This is a genomic window from Synechococcus sp. NB0720_010, assembly GCF_023078835.1.
In the GTDB taxonomy this organism is placed as follows: Bacteria; Cyanobacteriota; Cyanobacteriia; order PCC-6307; family Cyanobiaceae; genus Vulcanococcus.
Map to the genome: position 1 here is coordinate 1,452,560 of NZ_CP090898.1, position 14,979 is coordinate 1,467,538.

Here is a 14,979-nt window from a genome sequence, read left to right on the forward strand (position 1 = left end):
GCTCAAGCAGCGACCGTCTCGGTGCTGCCGGTGCGCTGGCGACGGGTCAGGAAACCAAAGAGCACCTTGCCAATGGCAGCGACGAGGTTGCCCTCGAGCTCCTTGAACATGTTCATGTTCAGGTGGAAGGCCTCATTGGCCTCTTCCACGATCCGATCGGCCATGGGCTGATCGATCGGCAGGGTGTCCATGGCCGAGCGATAGGTCCCCTTAAAGGCCTTCTCGTCTGAGATCGCATCGAACTCATAGAAGTGGAGACCGTCATCTCCTCCCAAGTTCATCGCCTTCTGGGCAATGTTCTTGAGGATCTGGCCACCGGAGAGATCACCGAGATAACGGGTGTAGTGGTGACCGACGAGCAGCTCGGGGGACTCCTGAGCCACCTGGTGGATGCGCTCGACGTAAACACTCGCCGAAGGGGAGGGCTGGATGTTCTGCTTCCAGTCCGCACCGAAGTAATAGACGAGGTCCTTCTCAAGGGCCTCACGGCGGTTCAGTTGCTCAAAAGCGATGGGAGCGAGGACCGGATTGTCCTTCAGCCGGGCGAACTCGTCCTCCATCGCCCCATACACGAAATAGAGGTCGGCCACCAGCTTGCGGTAGCTGGCCTTGTCCACAACCCCCTTGAGGAAGCAGCTCACGAAGCCGGTGTTCTCGGCCATGGTGTGGGACTTCTTGGTCCCTTCACGCAACTGGGCAGCAAGAGCGACAGCCATGTCCTTGGATTCGTGGTCGTGCGATACCGCACGGTCAGGAGGATCAAGGTAAAGGGGAGGCTGACGGGGGTGAGCGCAAGGTTGCGAAGGGTTACGCCACGTCGGCCGCGCCTGCTCCCGCCTCGAACAGATCAAAGAGCTCGCCGCAGAACTGCTTGAGCTTGAGGGCCACGGACTCCACGGGCAGATGCGAACCTGCAGGACGCCAGTCGCCCAGGGTGGTGAGCCGCCAGCGCTCGCTCTCGTAGGTCAACCCACGAATCGTGACCCCCAAGAGCCTGGGCCTGGCCTCACTGACCCCAGCAGCCAGGCTCAGCTGCAGCAAAAAGGAGCGGCACTGGCTGCGAGGACTCCAACCGGGCAGATGAAACGACAGATCCAGGGTCTGCTGGTCCTCGAAGGCGCGGGTGTGCGGGTCATCGCGCCAGGGACGCAGATTCGCCCGAGCATCAGGGAAATGCTGACGAAACAGCGCGGCCACCGACGCGATCAGCTGAACCAATTCCAGTGATCGAACCTGGTCGCCTGCATTCATGCGTGCCTCCGGCTGCAGAACCCTGCTTGGCCGAAACCTAGGCTCACCTTCAGTGTTCTGCCGCAACCATGGCGACCTTCGAGAAGCTCACCGCCCCCAGCCAAGGAACGGCCATCCGCTTCGAGAACGGTCAACCGGTCGTTCCCAACGACCCGATCATTCCCTTCATCCGCGGCGATGGCACCGGCGTCGACATCTGGCCCGCTACCCAGAAGGTGCTGGACGCAGCAATCGCCAAGGCCTATGACGGTGAACGTCGGATCGAGTGGTTCAAGGTCTACGCAGGCGATGAGGCCTGCGACCTCTATGGCACGTATCAGTACCTCCCCGAGGACACCCTGGAAGCGGTTCGCCAGTACGGCGTCGCCATCAAGGGTCCCCTGACCACCCCTGTCGGTGGCGGCATCCGATCCTTGAACGTCGCCCTGCGTCAGATCTTTGACCTGTATTCCTGCGTCCGTCCCTGCCGCTACTACGAAGGGACGCCCAGCCCGCACAAACGGCCCCAAGACCTCGATGTGATCGTCTACCGCGAGAACACCGAAGACATCTATATGGGTGTCGAGTGGGAAGCGAGCGACCCTGTTGGCCAAGCACTGCGCAAGCACCTCAATGAGGTGGTGATTCCGGCCAACGGAAAGCTCGGCAAACGGCAGATTCCTGAGGGTTCAGGCATCGGCATCAAACCCGTCAGCAAGGACGGCAGTCAGCGCCACATCCGCAAGGCCATCCAACACGCCCTGCGGATGGAGGGCAAGAAGCGCCACGTAACCCTGGTGCACAAGGGCAACATCATGAAGTTCACGGAGGGCGCCTTCCGCGACTGGGGCTACGAGCTCGCCACCACCGAATTCCGTGCTGACTGCGTCACGGAGCGAGAGAGCTGGATCCTGGACAACGCCGATCAGAACCCCGGACTGAGTATCGAGGCCAACGCCAAGATGATCGACCCGGGCTACGACAGCCTGACTCCCGAGAAGAAAGAAGCGATTTGCGCAGAAGTTCAAGGGGTCATCGATGCCATCGGCTCCAGCCATGGAGGCGGCAAGTGGAAGCAGATGGTGATGGTGGACGACCGCATCGCCGACAGCATCTTCCAGCAGATCCAAACCCGCCCAGCCGACTACTCGATCCTGGCCACCCTGAACCTCAACGGGGACTACATCTCAGATGCGGCTGCCGCCGTGGTCGGTGGATTAGGTATGGCACCAGGCGCAAACATCGGCGACACCGCTGCGATTTTTGAAGCCACCCACGGCACGGCCCCGAAGCACGCCGGTCTTGATCGCATCAACCCCGGCTCAGTGATCCTGAGCGGCGTGATGATGCTCGAGTACATGGGCTGGCAGGAAGCAGCTGATCTAGTGACCAAGGGGATCAGCGCTGCTATTGCCAATCAAGAGGTCACCTATGACCTGGCTCGTCTGATGGAACCGCCTGTTGAGCCGGTGAGCTGCAGCGGTTTTGCTGAAGCAGTCATTAGGAATTTTTGAAATAGGTTGATGCAAAAGTGAAAACAAAGAAAGCGCAGAAGGCTAGAAACAAGTCAGTTTTTTACATATTCTACGCGTTACTTTTGCCAATCGGTCTATTTAGCTTAGCTGAGCTGGCGCTCCTTGCATGTCACCGCATCACTGGTAGCAAGTTACTTGAACCATCCATAGAACGAGAAGTCCGTGAGGGGTCGATAGCTCGAGCGCCTCTGGCAGGTGAAAAACAGATTAAGAAAGTGGCCATTTATGGGGGTAGCTCCGCAGCGGGATTCGGTTCAGAAAACTCATTCCAGGATTTGATCCTAGACGAGGGCAGGAACAACGTAGTCATAGATAGTTACGCAAAGGCCGGCATGCCCTTCGCAAGACACCAAGAAAAGATAGCAATTGAGACAATGTCCCACTATGATTTGATAGTTATTTATGCTGGCCACAATGAGGTTTTTGCCAACATATTCAAGCAAGCCATCGAGTCAGGACAAGCCTGGAAATACCCAAACGGCAAAAGGGTAACACCTGAAGAAGCTTCAAGATTCGAGAGATATTCAAGAGGGTTCACCTCTCAGATGTTGTCAAGTAAATCGAAACTGGCCACTACGATCAAAGGGCTCAGAACCCCGGAAGTATTAGGCAAAGGCCTAGCGACAGCCTCAGACTACATAAATCGTGCTCGCCTAAGAATTAAACGGCTCACAAGACAGATGAGCCCCTCTAGTCCCATAAACAAGGACAGGGAAGTGTCCAAATATCCATTGTACGCAGGCAAGGAATATATCCCACCCTCCAAGCCTGAGATGACTAAGGATTTTGAGATAGCAGTTCAGAATATTATCAACAACTTGGAATCGCATCAAACGCTAGTGATATCGACTGTAATATCAAATGACCTATACCCACCAGCAGTTGACTTGAAATCAAGCGTGGGTTTAGAAACGGGAGTCGATGCACTTGCCAAAAGTTTATACAAGGATGTACCCCCTAGAAGAGTCGATAAGGACAGCCTCGACCAGCTGCCACCTGGACCCCACAAGTCATATCTTACGGCCCTCAGGACATGCTTCCCCAAGCAAGAAAAGCTGGTCGAAGGACTGCTAAGCACTACATGTCACAGTCAGCTTAGAACCGCGCGTGGAAAGGACATGCTGCCGACGAGAGTTTTACCTGAAATCAACGACTACATTCGCTCGCTAAAAAACAAATACAAGAACGTGCATGTAGTTGATCCAGAAAGTGAGATCAGCAACATCATGGGAAGCAAGCAGTACCTAGACATGTTTGTCGACTATCAGCACCCGTCTTCCAACGGCCACGCAGTGATCGCTAGAAACATAGCGAAAGCGCTAGGCTTAGAAGCCATCTCAGCTCCTCGAACCGATCAGTGCAACCTTGTAAGGATAAGAGAGAACGGAAACTGGCTTAAAGAGTTTATAAGGATCTCCTCCGTCGAAACCTTGCATATGTACTACCTGAAGAAATCGGTGGCAAGAGAGAAATCTTGCACACACGACTAGCCCGAAGATGGACAAGACTACTCTGAAAGCATCACGATTTAGCATAGTTTTATTGGATCACATCATCAATTGGGTGGCTTATGCTTCGTAGCCAAGAATCAAGAATCGAGCCATTTGAGCGATTGTCATCTGTCCTTGTATCTGAACTGATAATGCTCACTTCCATTGACAAGACCTGCCAGAGCCCAAGAAATCAGCATTAAGCGAGTCATTTAAGGCAAGAAGTTCTGGCTTACGCTTAACAGTTGACTGAAAATGGATAGCATTGAGAATCTCCTCTTATATTCTGGTAGTTTGGAGTGGCTTAAGAATTAAAGTGCAGACGAAAAAGGGTCGGCGCGCGTTTCGTCGTCCTGAATGCAAAAAGGGTTGTGATCAAGGAAAGAACGTATATGCTCGGACCAAAGGTTTGTGAACCATGGATTTACAACTTCAAGACCTAGAAAGATAGATCTGCACATGAGCTTTATTCTCCTAGAGTACCGCGAGGCAATTGGGTAGAGAATAGGGAATTAAGAGTTGATCACCTAAACGGATTGCTCGCAGCCGTCTGAATATTTGATTGCCGGAATGGAAAGAAATGTGCCGCCGAGACGCATATATCCCTCGAATATCTGACAGCGTAGGCAATAGTTAGCGTCGAACCGGCAGTTGTTAACACCTCTGAGTAAGATGAGTGGTTTAAGACTACTAGATTGACAGACGCGAAGTTATCCTTCCTCAGCAGGCTCTCGACGATATAACTCTAATCAGAAACCAGAAACAAGACACCATACATGTTTAGCAATCAGGCGAACAATTCACGCATATACTCTCTTTGGGTATCCAGCGACAAGGATAAATGCAATCAGGTTTGAGGTCTGGGTATGGTTTATCAGACATTTGTAGGCCAAGTGAGTGCTCAGGATGGTCAAACCATAAGATGCCTAATAAGGCAGGAGAACACAAGACTATTTAGGGTCGGGGTACTGCTACAAGGGTCTTGAGCAGTCCATCAGCAAGCCTTTGGTGGCCTAAAGGTGAAAGGTGATCATCAACAAGAAAGTACGACTCATGGTGCTTGCCCAATCATAAAGAGGCAGGGTAAACAACCTTAATATCCAAAGACTCTAATTTCCTATTGAGTTTCTTGTAGCGATTGCGATCAAGCTCAGCCGTTATCTGCTGATTGTCTTTCCCGAATCCATTAGAGACAAACACAATTACTCTCTTCCCTTTTAACAAATCTGAATAGCGGTTAATAATAGGCCAAAAGTTTTTTGCATGCTTTGTTCTTTCTTGATTAATCAAACCCTTAGCCTCAAAAAATCCTGACAAGGGAGATGCAGACAGAAGAGTTCGGGCAAGGTTTTTTACTTGGATATATGCATCCCAATAGAGTTCTTTGATTGACAGAAATAAGAGTTGCGGCCTGGCCAAAAAGAGTCGCAATAACGAAGAACCTCTGGGCAAGTGAGATCCGTTGTCACTTCTTAGAGCGTTGGCATAACTAGCCAAGTGACTCTGATTCAGCGGCAGCACAAAGCCATTCGCTATGTATTCCCTATTTTCGCCTGAGTCATTGTCGCTATATTGAAGAATTATTGTGGTAACTCTGGCATAGATATCAGGATAAGACTCTGCGAATTTTCGAAGTCTTATGAGCTCACGCGCTGTACCATAACTTGATACTGCTAGGTTCAGAGTTTTTAGAGAGGTATTTGAGAGATGCGAGGAAAATACATCGGTATCACTTACACCCCATCCCATGGCATGGGAATCACCAAGGATAATGACCAAATTAGGTTTATTGTCCTTGTTATGAAAGAATTGAGAGGCCGAGTTAGTGCCGCGAGCACCATAGATTCCAAAGCTGACTTTTACTGAGCTTTCAACATTAGACTGTTCGCAAATGGAATTTTCAAGAGGAGCATAGACAAGGCTTGGGTCAACGCTAAAACAATCTGGATTGTATTGAATAATGCTCCTTAAGGGTATCTGAAAATACAAAACTGATAGCGGCCTGACCAACAGACGGTTCAGTGAGAGAGCTTGTAGTGCAGAATTTTTTTTTAGCGGGCTCAGTTTTAACAATATAAGAGTCAGCGACAAGGACAGACAGAAGAGGGATCGTAAATGGAATTGTGAGTACGAAGAATACTCCCACATTCAAGGCGAGTATTGTCCTGAGACGCACGACCGTAGCTGCTCTCTAGAAGATGGAATAGATGAAAGGAGCCACAACCGAACCCTGGGTAAATACCAACAAAGCGCCCATCAGAACAATTGTGATAATAAGAGGGGCTAGCCAGTATTTTTTGCGGACTTTAAGAAAGTCCCAGACGTCCTTGAGGAGATCGAAAAAAGCTTCCATCAGATTCTCAGAAAATTCGTGTTAGGTCCACAAGCTTGTGCTTTGGCTGCTCGCGATAGGACTGCAGTCCAGTTCGCTTCCGCTTTAGGGGATCGTAGCCGGTCAAGCGCATCAAATAAGCAATGGGCTGAAGCACGAAGACAAAGACCGCGCCAAGGATAAGGTGGCCATTGATCCAACCCAAGATGTGACCAAGCTTCATCCAGCCCTGGTATGGCCACTGCAGCCAACCAGGCTTGATCAAACCTAGGGCGAGGCTTGGGATGCCGATCAAAAATGGCCAAATCGGTGCATGGTGGCCCTTTAAGCCTGGAATCAGCCAACCAAAAACAACTGGGAAAACGATCCCAAGCAGAATTCCGAATTCACGGAGCTGCTTTTTGGATACGGATGAGAAAGATGAGTGGGCCATGATCAATCGAGTTCAAACTCCTGTTTCCAGCTTTCGTCCGCCTCTTCTTGGGATTGCTCCTCCTTCAACAACAACTGGTTCTGCAGCACCAAGACATCCATCTCAGTCCGCATAAAGCAGCGGTAGGCGTCCTGCGGTGTACACACGATTGGCTCTCCGCGAACGTTGAACGACGTATTCACAATCGTTGGACAATCCGTTCTGTGCTGAAACGCCTTGATCAGATTGAAATAGCGAGGATTGGTTCGCTCTGAAACGGTTTGAACACGGGCTGAGTAATCGACGTGCGTGATCGCGGGAAGTGATGAGCGTGAAACATTGAGCTTTTCGATCCCGAACAACTGCTCCTGCTCAGCCGTCATGGACTGGCAAAGCTCTTTCTTGACCGGTGCGACCAGAAGCATATAAGGACTTTGAGCATTCAGCTCAAACTGATTGGAAACCTCGTGCTCGAGAACGGAGGGGGCAAAGGGGCGGAAGCTTTCGCGGTACTTGATCTTCAAGTTCATCACGCTCTGCATCTGCTGGTTACGCGGATCACCAATGATCGAACGTGCGCCTAAAGCGCGGGGACCGAATTCCATTCGACCGTTGAACCAACCCACCACCTTGCCTTGATCCAACAGCTCCGCCAGCCGATCAAAAAGGTGCGGATCCTCCAGGGCTTGGAACGGAGCATTGATGCTGGTCAGGTACTCACAAATTTCAGAATTAGAGAACTCGGGTCCGAGATACGTTCCTTTCATCGCATCACCACTCACCAGCTGACGCGCATTCTTGAAGTGCTGATGCCAAGCGACCAAAGCAGCGCCGAGGGCTGATCCGGCATCTCCACTGGCCGGCTGAATCCAGATCTGATCGAAGATCCCCTCACGCAGGAGTCTCCCATTCGCGACACAATTGAGAGCCACACCCCCAGACAAGCAGAGCGCTGTCGCACCAGTTTCATCGCGCAGGGTCCGGGCCAACTTCAGAACCACCTCTTCGGTGACGACCTGAATGGAGGCCGCTAGATCCATGTGGAATTGACTGAGCTCTGTCTCGCCTTTGCGGGGTGGACGACCAAACAACTGATGGAATTTCCGGCCCGTCATCCGGAAACCACGATGGAATTTGAAGTAACTGAGGTCGAGGCGGAACGTGCCGTCTGGCTTGATATCGATGAGGTGCTGCTTAATTTGATCCACATATCTGGGCTCCCCGTAGGGAGCCAGGCCCATCAACTTGTACTCACCTGAGTTGACCTTAAAGCCGCAGTAGTAGGTAAAGGCTGAATAGAGCAGTCCCAGGGAATGAGGGAAATTGATCTCCCAAAGGGAACTGAGGTCAGGGCCATCGCCCAGCCAGGCGGAGGTGGTCGCCCATTCACCAACACCGTCCATGCACAGAACCGCTGCTTTCTCAAAGGGGCTTGGATAAAAAGCAGCACCCGCATGGGAGAGATGGTGCTCACTGAAGAGCAACTCCGGGTGCTTAGCGTCAGGCTCACCCAGAGCTGCGATCTGTCTTTTTAGCTCGGTCTTGAGGAACAGTTTTTCTTTTAACCAGACCTGCATTGCCGCCACAAAGGAGCGTCCCCCACGCGGGGCCGCTCCCAGATAGGTCTCCAACAGACGCTCGAATGTCAGCAGCGGTTTCTCGTAGTAGACCACCGCATCGATATCTGCCAATGTCAAGCCTTGAGAATTAAGGCAGTAGCGAGCGGCCGAAGCAGGAAAACGAGAGTCGTGCTTCTTTCGAGAAAACCGTTCTTCCTGGGCAGCTGCGACCACCTCACCGCCAACCAGTAGCGCCGCAGCGCTGTCGTGGTAGTACGCAGAAATCCCCAGAATGCGCATGGCTTGGCAAAAATCCACCCACCAAATCCTGTCATGAAGCAGCCAACACAGGAGGCATGGGCGGCAAAGTACTAACCATGCTCGAGTCCTTGACCAGCGCCACTGACCCTTGCGTGCACTGCGGCTTCTGCCTGCCCACCTGTGCCAGCTACCGGGTGCTCGGCAACGAGATGGACTCGCCACGGGGACGGATCCACACACTTAAGGCGATCGACCGCGGAGAGCTGGAGCTTGACGCCACGGTGGCCTCGCACTTCGACACCTGCCTGGGCTGCTTCGCCTGCGTCAGCGCCTGCCCCTCAGGCGTGCGGTACGACCAACTCATTGAGGCCACCAGACCAAAGCTCAACGCCCCAGAGCTGCGCACTCCCGGAGAGACCGCTTTCCGAAAGCTCCTGTTTGCGCTCCTGCCCTATCCGCGGCGTCTGCGTGCCGCACTGTCACCTTTACGGCGGTATGCCGGCTCACGGCTGCAAGAACTGATCCGCCAATCAGGCCTGAGCCGCCGCTTTGGAACCCAGATCCAGGCGATGGAAGAACTGCTCCCTGCGCTGAGCGAAAGCAGTTTCCGGGATGACTGGCCCGTGATCAACCCCGCGATGGGTGAAAAACGAGGAAGGGTGGGTCTTGTGCTGGGCTGCGTGCAGCGCGTCTTTGACCCCGAGGTAAATGCTGCGACCGTGCGGGTGCTGACGGCAAACGGCTTTGAAGTCGTCATTCCAACCCAACAAGGCTGCTGCGGGGCTGCGACCCATCACCAAGGGGAGACGGCACTCACCGAGGCTTTCGCCTCGGAGCTCATCAACAGCTTTGAGCAGGTCATTGGACCTGGCCAACAAGCCGGCAGCGAACCGCTCGACGCTGTACTGGTGGCAGCCTCAGGTTGTGGTCACACCATGAAGCAGTACGGATCAATCCTGAGCAAGCAAACGCGTGGAAAAGAATTTGCGAATGGTGTTTTTGATGTTCATGAATTCCTTGACCAAAAAGGACTCAGAGATGCATTCAAACAACAATTGAAGCCTCTACGCGCCGACACAACAACAACGATCACCTACCACGACGCATGCCACATGCTGCACGGGCAGCAGATCAAGTCAGCGCCTCGCAGCCTCCTTCAATCCATTCCCAATGTGAAATTAAAGGAAGCAACGGAGGCAGGGATTTGCTGTGGAAGCGCTGGAATTTACAACCTTGTTCGACCTGATGAGGCGAATGAACTTGGAGCCATCAAAGCGCAAGACCTAGCGACCACCAATCCCGACTGGATTGCCAGTGCCAATATTGGCTGCACGCTACAAATCCGCAAACATCTCAAAGATCAGCAACGGTCAATTCCCGTTGCTCACCCAATGCAGCTCCTAGATCAAAGCTTCAGAAAGCAACCCATGGGCCACGAGAAGGAGATTGAGTAGCTACAAGTAGAGATGAACACTTGAAGTCTGGCTGAAGGTTTGGGGGTAGGCGGTCAAGGCAACGATCAATCCCCCGGTTCAGCACCCAATGGCCGCCTTCTCAAGGTGCTCGGCGTTGGCTTTGGGCTCGCCGGATCGATTGGCGGAACCATCGGCGCCGGCATCCTGCGTATCCCAGGACTCGTGGCCGAGCAACTGCCCTCGCAGCCCTGGATTCTCTGGATCTGGGTCCTGGGAGCCTCCTACGCCCTGCTCGGTGCCATCTGTGTGGCGGAACTGGCAGCAGCCATGCCCAAGGCGGGGGGCTGGTATGTCTACGCCGAAGCCGCCTTTGGGCGTCGTGCGGGATTTCTAGTGGGCTGGAGCGACTGGATCGCCCACTGCATTGGTTTGGCCTGGGTCGTCACCACCCTGGGTGATTACCTCTCGCCTCTGGTGCCGATGAGCAGCGCCTGGATCGCCGTCGGGATCCTGGCGCTGTTCACGCTGATCCAGTGGCCTGGGGTGCGCTCTGGTGGCACCAGCCAAGAGTTTCTGAGCCTGATTAAGGCCCTGATCTTTGCGGCCTTAGTGGTGGCCTGTTTCGCGCTGCCCCTTCCCAATCGGGTGGAAGCACCAGCCAGCTTCATCCCGCCAGATCTGAACCTGTTCGTGCCAGTGGTGCTGGCCCTGCAGGCCGTGATCACCACCTACGACGGTTGGGCTTGCCCGATTTATTTCGCTGAAGAATTCGCCAGACCCAGCCGGGACATCCCGCGCTCGCTGATTGGAGGTGTCCTTGCGGTGGCTGGCCTCTATCTCTTGATCAACGCAGCACTGCTGCATGTGCTGCCCATTCCGGTCCTGGCGGAATCAAGCCTGCCCGCCGCCACAGCTGCAGAGCGGTTGGTTGGACCCCAGGGCGGAGCGGTAATCACCGCCGTTGCCTTGGTGTCTCTACTGGGTGTGACTAACACCGTGGCGATGGCCGCTCCACGCATCCTGTTTGGCCTCGGACGCGATGGATTGATGCCCGGCTTCACCGCTGAAGTGAATGCCGGTGGAACCCCGGTGAACGCCCTGCTGATCACGTCCCTCTGCAGCACGTTGCTGGTGGTCAGTGGTTCGTTTGAGAGCCTGCTGGGGATGGGAGCGTTCCTCTATGTGGGACTACCGCTTTGCGGATTCATCACCTTGATAGTCCTGCGGCAACGCCAACCGGAGCTGGATCGGCCGTTCCGCTGCTGGGCCTATCCCCTGACGCCGATCCTGGTGGGAACGGTGTCGCTGGCCTTTTTGCTGGCAGCCCTCTGGAGCGATTCCGTCAACAGCCTCTGGGCCCTGGCCCTAGTCACCGCCGGAGGCCTGGCCTCAGAAGCCAGCCAACGGCTCAGGGCTGCTGCATGAGTGTCCAGGCCTGACGCAAGCTCGACGCATCGCCAAGATTGCCGGGGAAGGTGATGACCGGCAGACCGTCTGGGGTCAGCACGAGCGACAACCCAGCAAACAGTTGTCCCTGGAGCTCAACCCACGGGGCCTTCAGACCGGACTCCAGCAGGGTGTGCGTTGTGATCCCCCCTTTGCTGATCACGTAACCGAGTTGGGGGGCCAGACCTGCGGCTAAGCGCGCCATCAGCTGTGCCAACTCCATCCCAAGCTCCCGGCGTTCCGCAGTACTGGCGCAATGGACTTCGCCGCGGCTCGTGAAGAAGACGGGGGTCTGGCCCTGACTGATCACCGTTTCAATCTGCTGCCGCCAGGACTGCTCGAGGCTGGCGAGTAGGCGCTGCCGTTCAGGTCCGAACACCACACGAGCCACTTTGCGGACATCGAGCTCGATGCCGCTGCAATCGGGCTCAGCCAACAGAGTCGTCAGTTGGGCATCAGCCAAGGGCACGTGGGAGCCCACCAGCACCAAGCCAGGCAGAGCAGGACCGCGCCTCAGCCCGGCCAAGCCAGAGGCGTCAAGCGGCTGGGGTGGCAGCGGCACAAGCCCATTGATCAAGCTGGCGGCGGACTGCAGGGCAAAACGCTGCCCCTGACGTTCGCGGGCCCAGATCGCCTGACCCAAGACCGTCAACTGCTCCTGCCGTTCCGCATCGACACAGGCGATCGAGGCCGGAGGCAAAACGGCCAAGCGATCCTTCAAGGCATCAGGACCAGCCTCCAAGTCGGACCATCTGATTTGCTGAACTGAGTCCGCCGGGATCTGTCCGACCGTTTTTTCCTCCACCCAAGCCGGCAAAAAGCTGCTGGTGAATCCGAACAAGCAATCCTGCGCAAAGGCTGTGGCGTGGACCGGTTCTCCATGCAGCAAATGCATGCCGTCCTTGGTGGTCCGCCCCCCGGGCAAAAACGCCGGCACCAGCAAGGTGGAAGCAAAGGGGCCCAGCTCCTGCTCGATTACCTCCAGCTCCAGGGGAAAGTGACCGCGCAGTGTGGAGTCTCCGCGACTGACGATCAACCAGCGATCCATGAAGCCAGCGGCCTGCGCTTCGGCCAGGGCAGGCTTCATGGCTTGGCAAATGCTGCGGACGCGCTCCTTGGCAGCCGGGGGATCCAGCGCGCGCGTGTTCGCCAGCAGAAACAGCAGCGGTGAGGGGTGGGCCAGAGCTTGGCGCAGGCTGCCCGGGTCCCAGCGCAGCAGCAAAGGACAACTGTGCACCGTCTGCGATCCGGTCGGATCGTCATCAAGTACCAGAACCTTGATCCGCTCAGCCATGGCACCATCGTGCCGTGATCACCCCTGAACCCGGAGAACTGCAAGATCTGGTGCGCCAATGGCACCAGCAGGCGCAGCCGTGGACGCCGGCAGGTGCAGGTACGAGGCTGCATTGGGGAGCAGCACTGGAGCAACCGCAAACCCTGAGCACAGCCAAGCTCAATCGGCTAGTGCATCACTCCAGGGGCGACTTCACCGTGACCGTGGAAGCCGGCCTGTCCTTGATCGAACTCCAGGCGGCTCTGGCGGAAGCCAAGCAATGGCTGGCGGTGGACTGGCCCTGGGGCAGTGGGGCTGGCGGGGCCCAGAGCGGAACGATCGGAGGCCTGATCGCCCGCGGCATGGCCGGGGGATTCAGGCAGCGCTATCTGGGGATCCGCGATCAAGTGATCGGCCTGGAGGTGATGCGGGCTGATGGAACCCAGGCCAGGGCCGGAGGCCAAGTGGTGAAAAACGTGGCCGGCTACGACCTGATGCGACTGTTCTGCGGCAGCTGGGGAAGCCTGGGACTGATCACTCAAGTCACCCTGCGCACCTTCCCCCAACAGCCCCATCGCGCTGGACTGCTGTTCACCGGGGAGCTGAAAGCGCTGGAATCCATGCGTCAGGCCTGCCTACGGGCGGACCTGATGCCCCAACGCCTGGATTGGTCGACGACAGAAGGGGTGCCCTGCCTGCTGCTTGGGCTCGTCAGCATCAGCCAAAGCGCTGTGGATGCACAACTGCAGGAGCTGAGGAGCTACGCCCAGACACTCGGCCTGGAGGCGAACGGACTCAATGCCGATGAGCTCCAGGAGCAGGAGGCCCAAGGGCGTCATGCAGGAGCTGAACTCGACAAGGAGCGCTGGTTGATGCGCATCGGACTTACCCCCGCTCAAGCCCACGCCTTGATGGGCAAAGCCTGCTTGCACGGCATCCGACTCAACATGGCCGCCGGGAGCGGCCAAGGCCTGGGCTGGGCCGCTCCTGAGGATCTACCCGCCCACCGCGTCAGCAGCCTGAGCGAACGCTGCCGATCGCTGGGCGGTGAGCTGACGCTCCTGCAGCAGCCGAGCCGAAGCGGCCTGACGAGCGGGCCCGAACATGCGAACCACAGCTTGGTTGCCGCCATTAAGCGAGAGTTCGATCCGCTGCAACAGCTCGCTCGAGGGCGCCTACCCGGCCTCTGAGCAGACGTAACAGCAACGCAGCTGCATGGCCTGTCCAGGCTCCAGCTCCAGCCGGCGATCACCCGTTACCAGGGAACCGCGTGGGGCAGTCCAGGGCTCGAGGCAAACCATGGAGCGAGGGGGTTCGGTCCAAACCACCGCCAGATCAAGCGGGGCGGTCAGCTCGAGGCTGATGACCTGCCCCGATCCAGCATCGACGAGACGCACCGAATCGCCCGTTTGATCAGCAAGGAGATCCACGCCCTCAGGCAGCTGAGCCAGCTGATCGGCCGTTGAAGCCGGAGCCATCTGGTGATGATCGAGGCAGCGCTCGGGCAACCCCTCCAACGTTGCAGCCTGGAGCGAACTGACGGCGAAGTAGGGGTGCAGGCCGAGCGAAAACGGCATCACACCAGAGCTTTCAGGTCCATGTTCAACCGTGGCCAAAATCTCCAATGCCGACGGTTCCAGCCTGTAGTCCAGGCTTAAACGAAACGAGAAGGGAAACGCAGCAAGGGTTTGTGAATTGGACTCCAAGACCAAACGAAGTCCAGCCACATCGCGCAACTCCTCGAGTTGCCACGGCAGATCCCTCGCAAAGCCGTGCTGAGGAAGCATGTAGCTCCCTTCCGGGAGATTCCCGCAGATTGGGAACAACACGGGAATGCCACCCCGAACACTCTTGGCTGGATCAGCAAAGCGATCGGCATCGAAATACAGACGCTCTTGGCCACCACAGACCCAACCGGTGACGAGCCCACCCCGCTCGGGGACAACCCGGAGCTGATCACCGTTGGCCGCCGCGAGCAACCAATGCGGGTACGGCCCATCAACAGCTTGTAACCCCATGGTCTCGA

General features: G+C 56.0%; 13 protein-coding genes. 5 read left to right on the forward strand and 8 right to left on the reverse strand.

Features of this window, described 5'->3' with window-relative positions:
- Positions 1 to 2: 2 nt before the first annotated feature.
- Together LY254_RS07695 and LY254_RS07700 are read right to left on the reverse strand one after the other, a co-directional pair.
- Positions 3 to 716: a heme oxygenase (biliverdin-producing) gene (locus LY254_RS07695; protein WP_247476483.1), complete on the reverse strand. Its 714-nt coding sequence runs from the start codon at positions 714 to 716 to the stop codon at positions 3 to 5.
- A gap of 91 nt (positions 717 to 807) precedes the next feature.
- Complete coding sequence (locus tag LY254_RS07700; RefSeq protein ID WP_247476484.1) at positions 808 to 1,251, reverse strand: hypothetical protein; 444 nt, start codon at positions 1,249 to 1,251, stop codon at positions 808 to 810.
- Between the two features lie 68 nt (positions 1,252 to 1,319).
- On the opposite strand from LY254_RS07700, the gene LY254_RS07705 reads away from it, so the two are divergent.
- Positions 1,320 to 2,744, forward strand: coding sequence for an NADP-dependent isocitrate dehydrogenase (locus tag LY254_RS07705; RefSeq protein WP_247476486.1), 1,425 nt, complete (start codon positions 1,320 to 1,322; stop codon positions 2,742 to 2,744).
- 17 nt (positions 2,745 to 2,761) lie between these two features.
- Positions 2,762 to 4,255, forward strand: coding sequence for a hypothetical protein (locus tag LY254_RS07710; RefSeq protein ID WP_247476487.1), 1,494 nt, complete (start codon positions 2,762 to 2,764; stop codon positions 4,253 to 4,255).
- A gap of 1,068 nt (positions 4,256 to 5,323) precedes the next feature.
- Here LY254_RS07710 and LY254_RS07715 read toward each other — a convergent pair.
- The 4 genes from LY254_RS07715 to LY254_RS07730 all read right to left on the reverse strand — a co-directional run bounded on the left by LY254_RS07715 (position 5,324) and on the right by LY254_RS07730 (position 8,858).
- The gene (locus tag LY254_RS07715; RefSeq protein ID WP_247476488.1) at positions 5,324 to 6,346 is read right to left on the reverse strand and encodes a hypothetical protein; all 1,023 of its coding nucleotides are present in this window, start codon (positions 6,344 to 6,346) and stop codon (positions 5,324 to 5,326) included.
- A 100-nt stretch (positions 6,347 to 6,446) separates the two neighbouring features.
- Positions 6,447 to 6,608 (reverse strand): DUF5989 family protein, encoded by a 162-nt coding sequence (locus LY254_RS07720; RefSeq protein ID WP_247476489.1) that lies wholly within the window; start codon positions 6,606 to 6,608, stop codon positions 6,447 to 6,449.
- 7 nt (positions 6,609 to 6,615) lie between these two features.
- The gene (locus tag LY254_RS07725) at positions 6,616 to 7,020 is read right to left on the reverse strand and encodes an SxtJ family membrane protein (RefSeq protein WP_247476490.1); all 405 of its coding nucleotides are present in this window, start codon (positions 7,018 to 7,020) and stop codon (positions 6,616 to 6,618) included.
- 2 nt (positions 7,021 to 7,022) lie between these two features.
- On the reverse strand, positions 7,023 to 8,858 hold the full coding sequence (locus LY254_RS07730; RefSeq protein WP_247476492.1) for a carbamoyltransferase: 1,836 nt from the start codon (positions 8,856 to 8,858) through the stop codon (positions 7,023 to 7,025).
- 155 nt (positions 8,859 to 9,013) lie between these two features.
- Between LY254_RS07730 and LY254_RS07735 the strand changes: the two genes are divergently transcribed.
- A complete protein-coding gene (locus LY254_RS07735; protein ID WP_371820439.1) occupies positions 9,014 to 10,273 on the forward strand; it encodes a (Fe-S)-binding protein in 1,260 nt (419 codons plus the stop codon).
- A 39-nt stretch (positions 10,274 to 10,312) separates the two neighbouring features.
- On the forward strand, positions 10,313 to 11,659 hold the full coding sequence (locus LY254_RS07740; RefSeq protein ID WP_247476495.1) for an APC family permease: 1,347 nt from the start codon (positions 10,313 to 10,315) through the stop codon (positions 11,657 to 11,659).
- Here LY254_RS07740 and LY254_RS07745 read toward each other — a convergent pair.
- On the reverse strand, positions 11,643 to 12,974 hold the full coding sequence (locus LY254_RS07745; protein WP_247476496.1) for a four-carbon acid sugar kinase family protein: 1,332 nt from the start codon (positions 12,972 to 12,974) through the stop codon (positions 11,643 to 11,645). The genes LY254_RS07740 and LY254_RS07745 overlap by 17 nt on opposite strands.
- Positions 12,975 to 12,988: 14 nt before the next feature.
- On the opposite strand from LY254_RS07745, the gene LY254_RS07750 reads away from it, so the two are divergent.
- The gene (locus tag LY254_RS07750) at positions 12,989 to 14,143 is read left to right on the forward strand and encodes an FAD-binding oxidoreductase (protein WP_247476497.1); all 1,155 of its coding nucleotides are present in this window, start codon (positions 12,989 to 12,991) and stop codon (positions 14,141 to 14,143) included.
- On the opposite strand, the gene LY254_RS07755 is transcribed toward LY254_RS07750, so the two are convergent.
- Positions 14,129 to 14,971: a galactose mutarotase gene (locus LY254_RS07755; protein WP_247476498.1), complete on the reverse strand. Its 843-nt coding sequence runs from the start codon at positions 14,969 to 14,971 to the stop codon at positions 14,129 to 14,131. The genes LY254_RS07750 and LY254_RS07755 overlap by 15 nt on opposite strands.
- Between the last annotated feature and the right edge of the window lie 8 nt (positions 14,972 to 14,979).

Coding starts and splice junctions, on each gene's coding strand:
- LY254_RS07725 (WP_247476490.1), bottom strand. CDS start 7,020: ATGGCCCACTCATCTTTCTCATCCGTATCCAAAAAGCAGCTCCGTGAA.
- LY254_RS07705 (WP_247476486.1), top strand. CDS start 1,320: ATGGCGACCTTCGAGAAGCTCACCGCCCCCAGCCAAGGAACGGCCATC.
- LY254_RS07700 (WP_247476484.1), bottom strand. CDS start 1,251: ATGAATGCAGGCGACCAGGTTCGATCACTGGAATTGGTTCAGCTGATC.
- LY254_RS07720 (WP_247476489.1), bottom strand. CDS start 6,608: ATGGAAGCTTTTTTCGATCTCCTCAAGGACGTCTGGGACTTTCTTAAA.
- LY254_RS07695 (WP_247476483.1), bottom strand. CDS start 716: ATGGCTGTCGCTCTTGCTGCCCAGTTGCGTGAAGGGACCAAGAAGTCC.
- LY254_RS07730 (WP_247476492.1), bottom strand. CDS start 8,858: ATGCGCATTCTGGGGATTTCTGCGTACTACCACGACAGCGCTGCGGCG.
- LY254_RS07745 (WP_247476496.1), bottom strand. CDS start 12,974: ATGGCTGAGCGGATCAAGGTTCTGGTACTTGATGACGATCCGACCGGA.
- LY254_RS07755 (WP_247476498.1), bottom strand. CDS start 14,971: ATGGGGTTACAAGCTGTTGATGGGCCGTACCCGCATTGGTTGCTCGCG.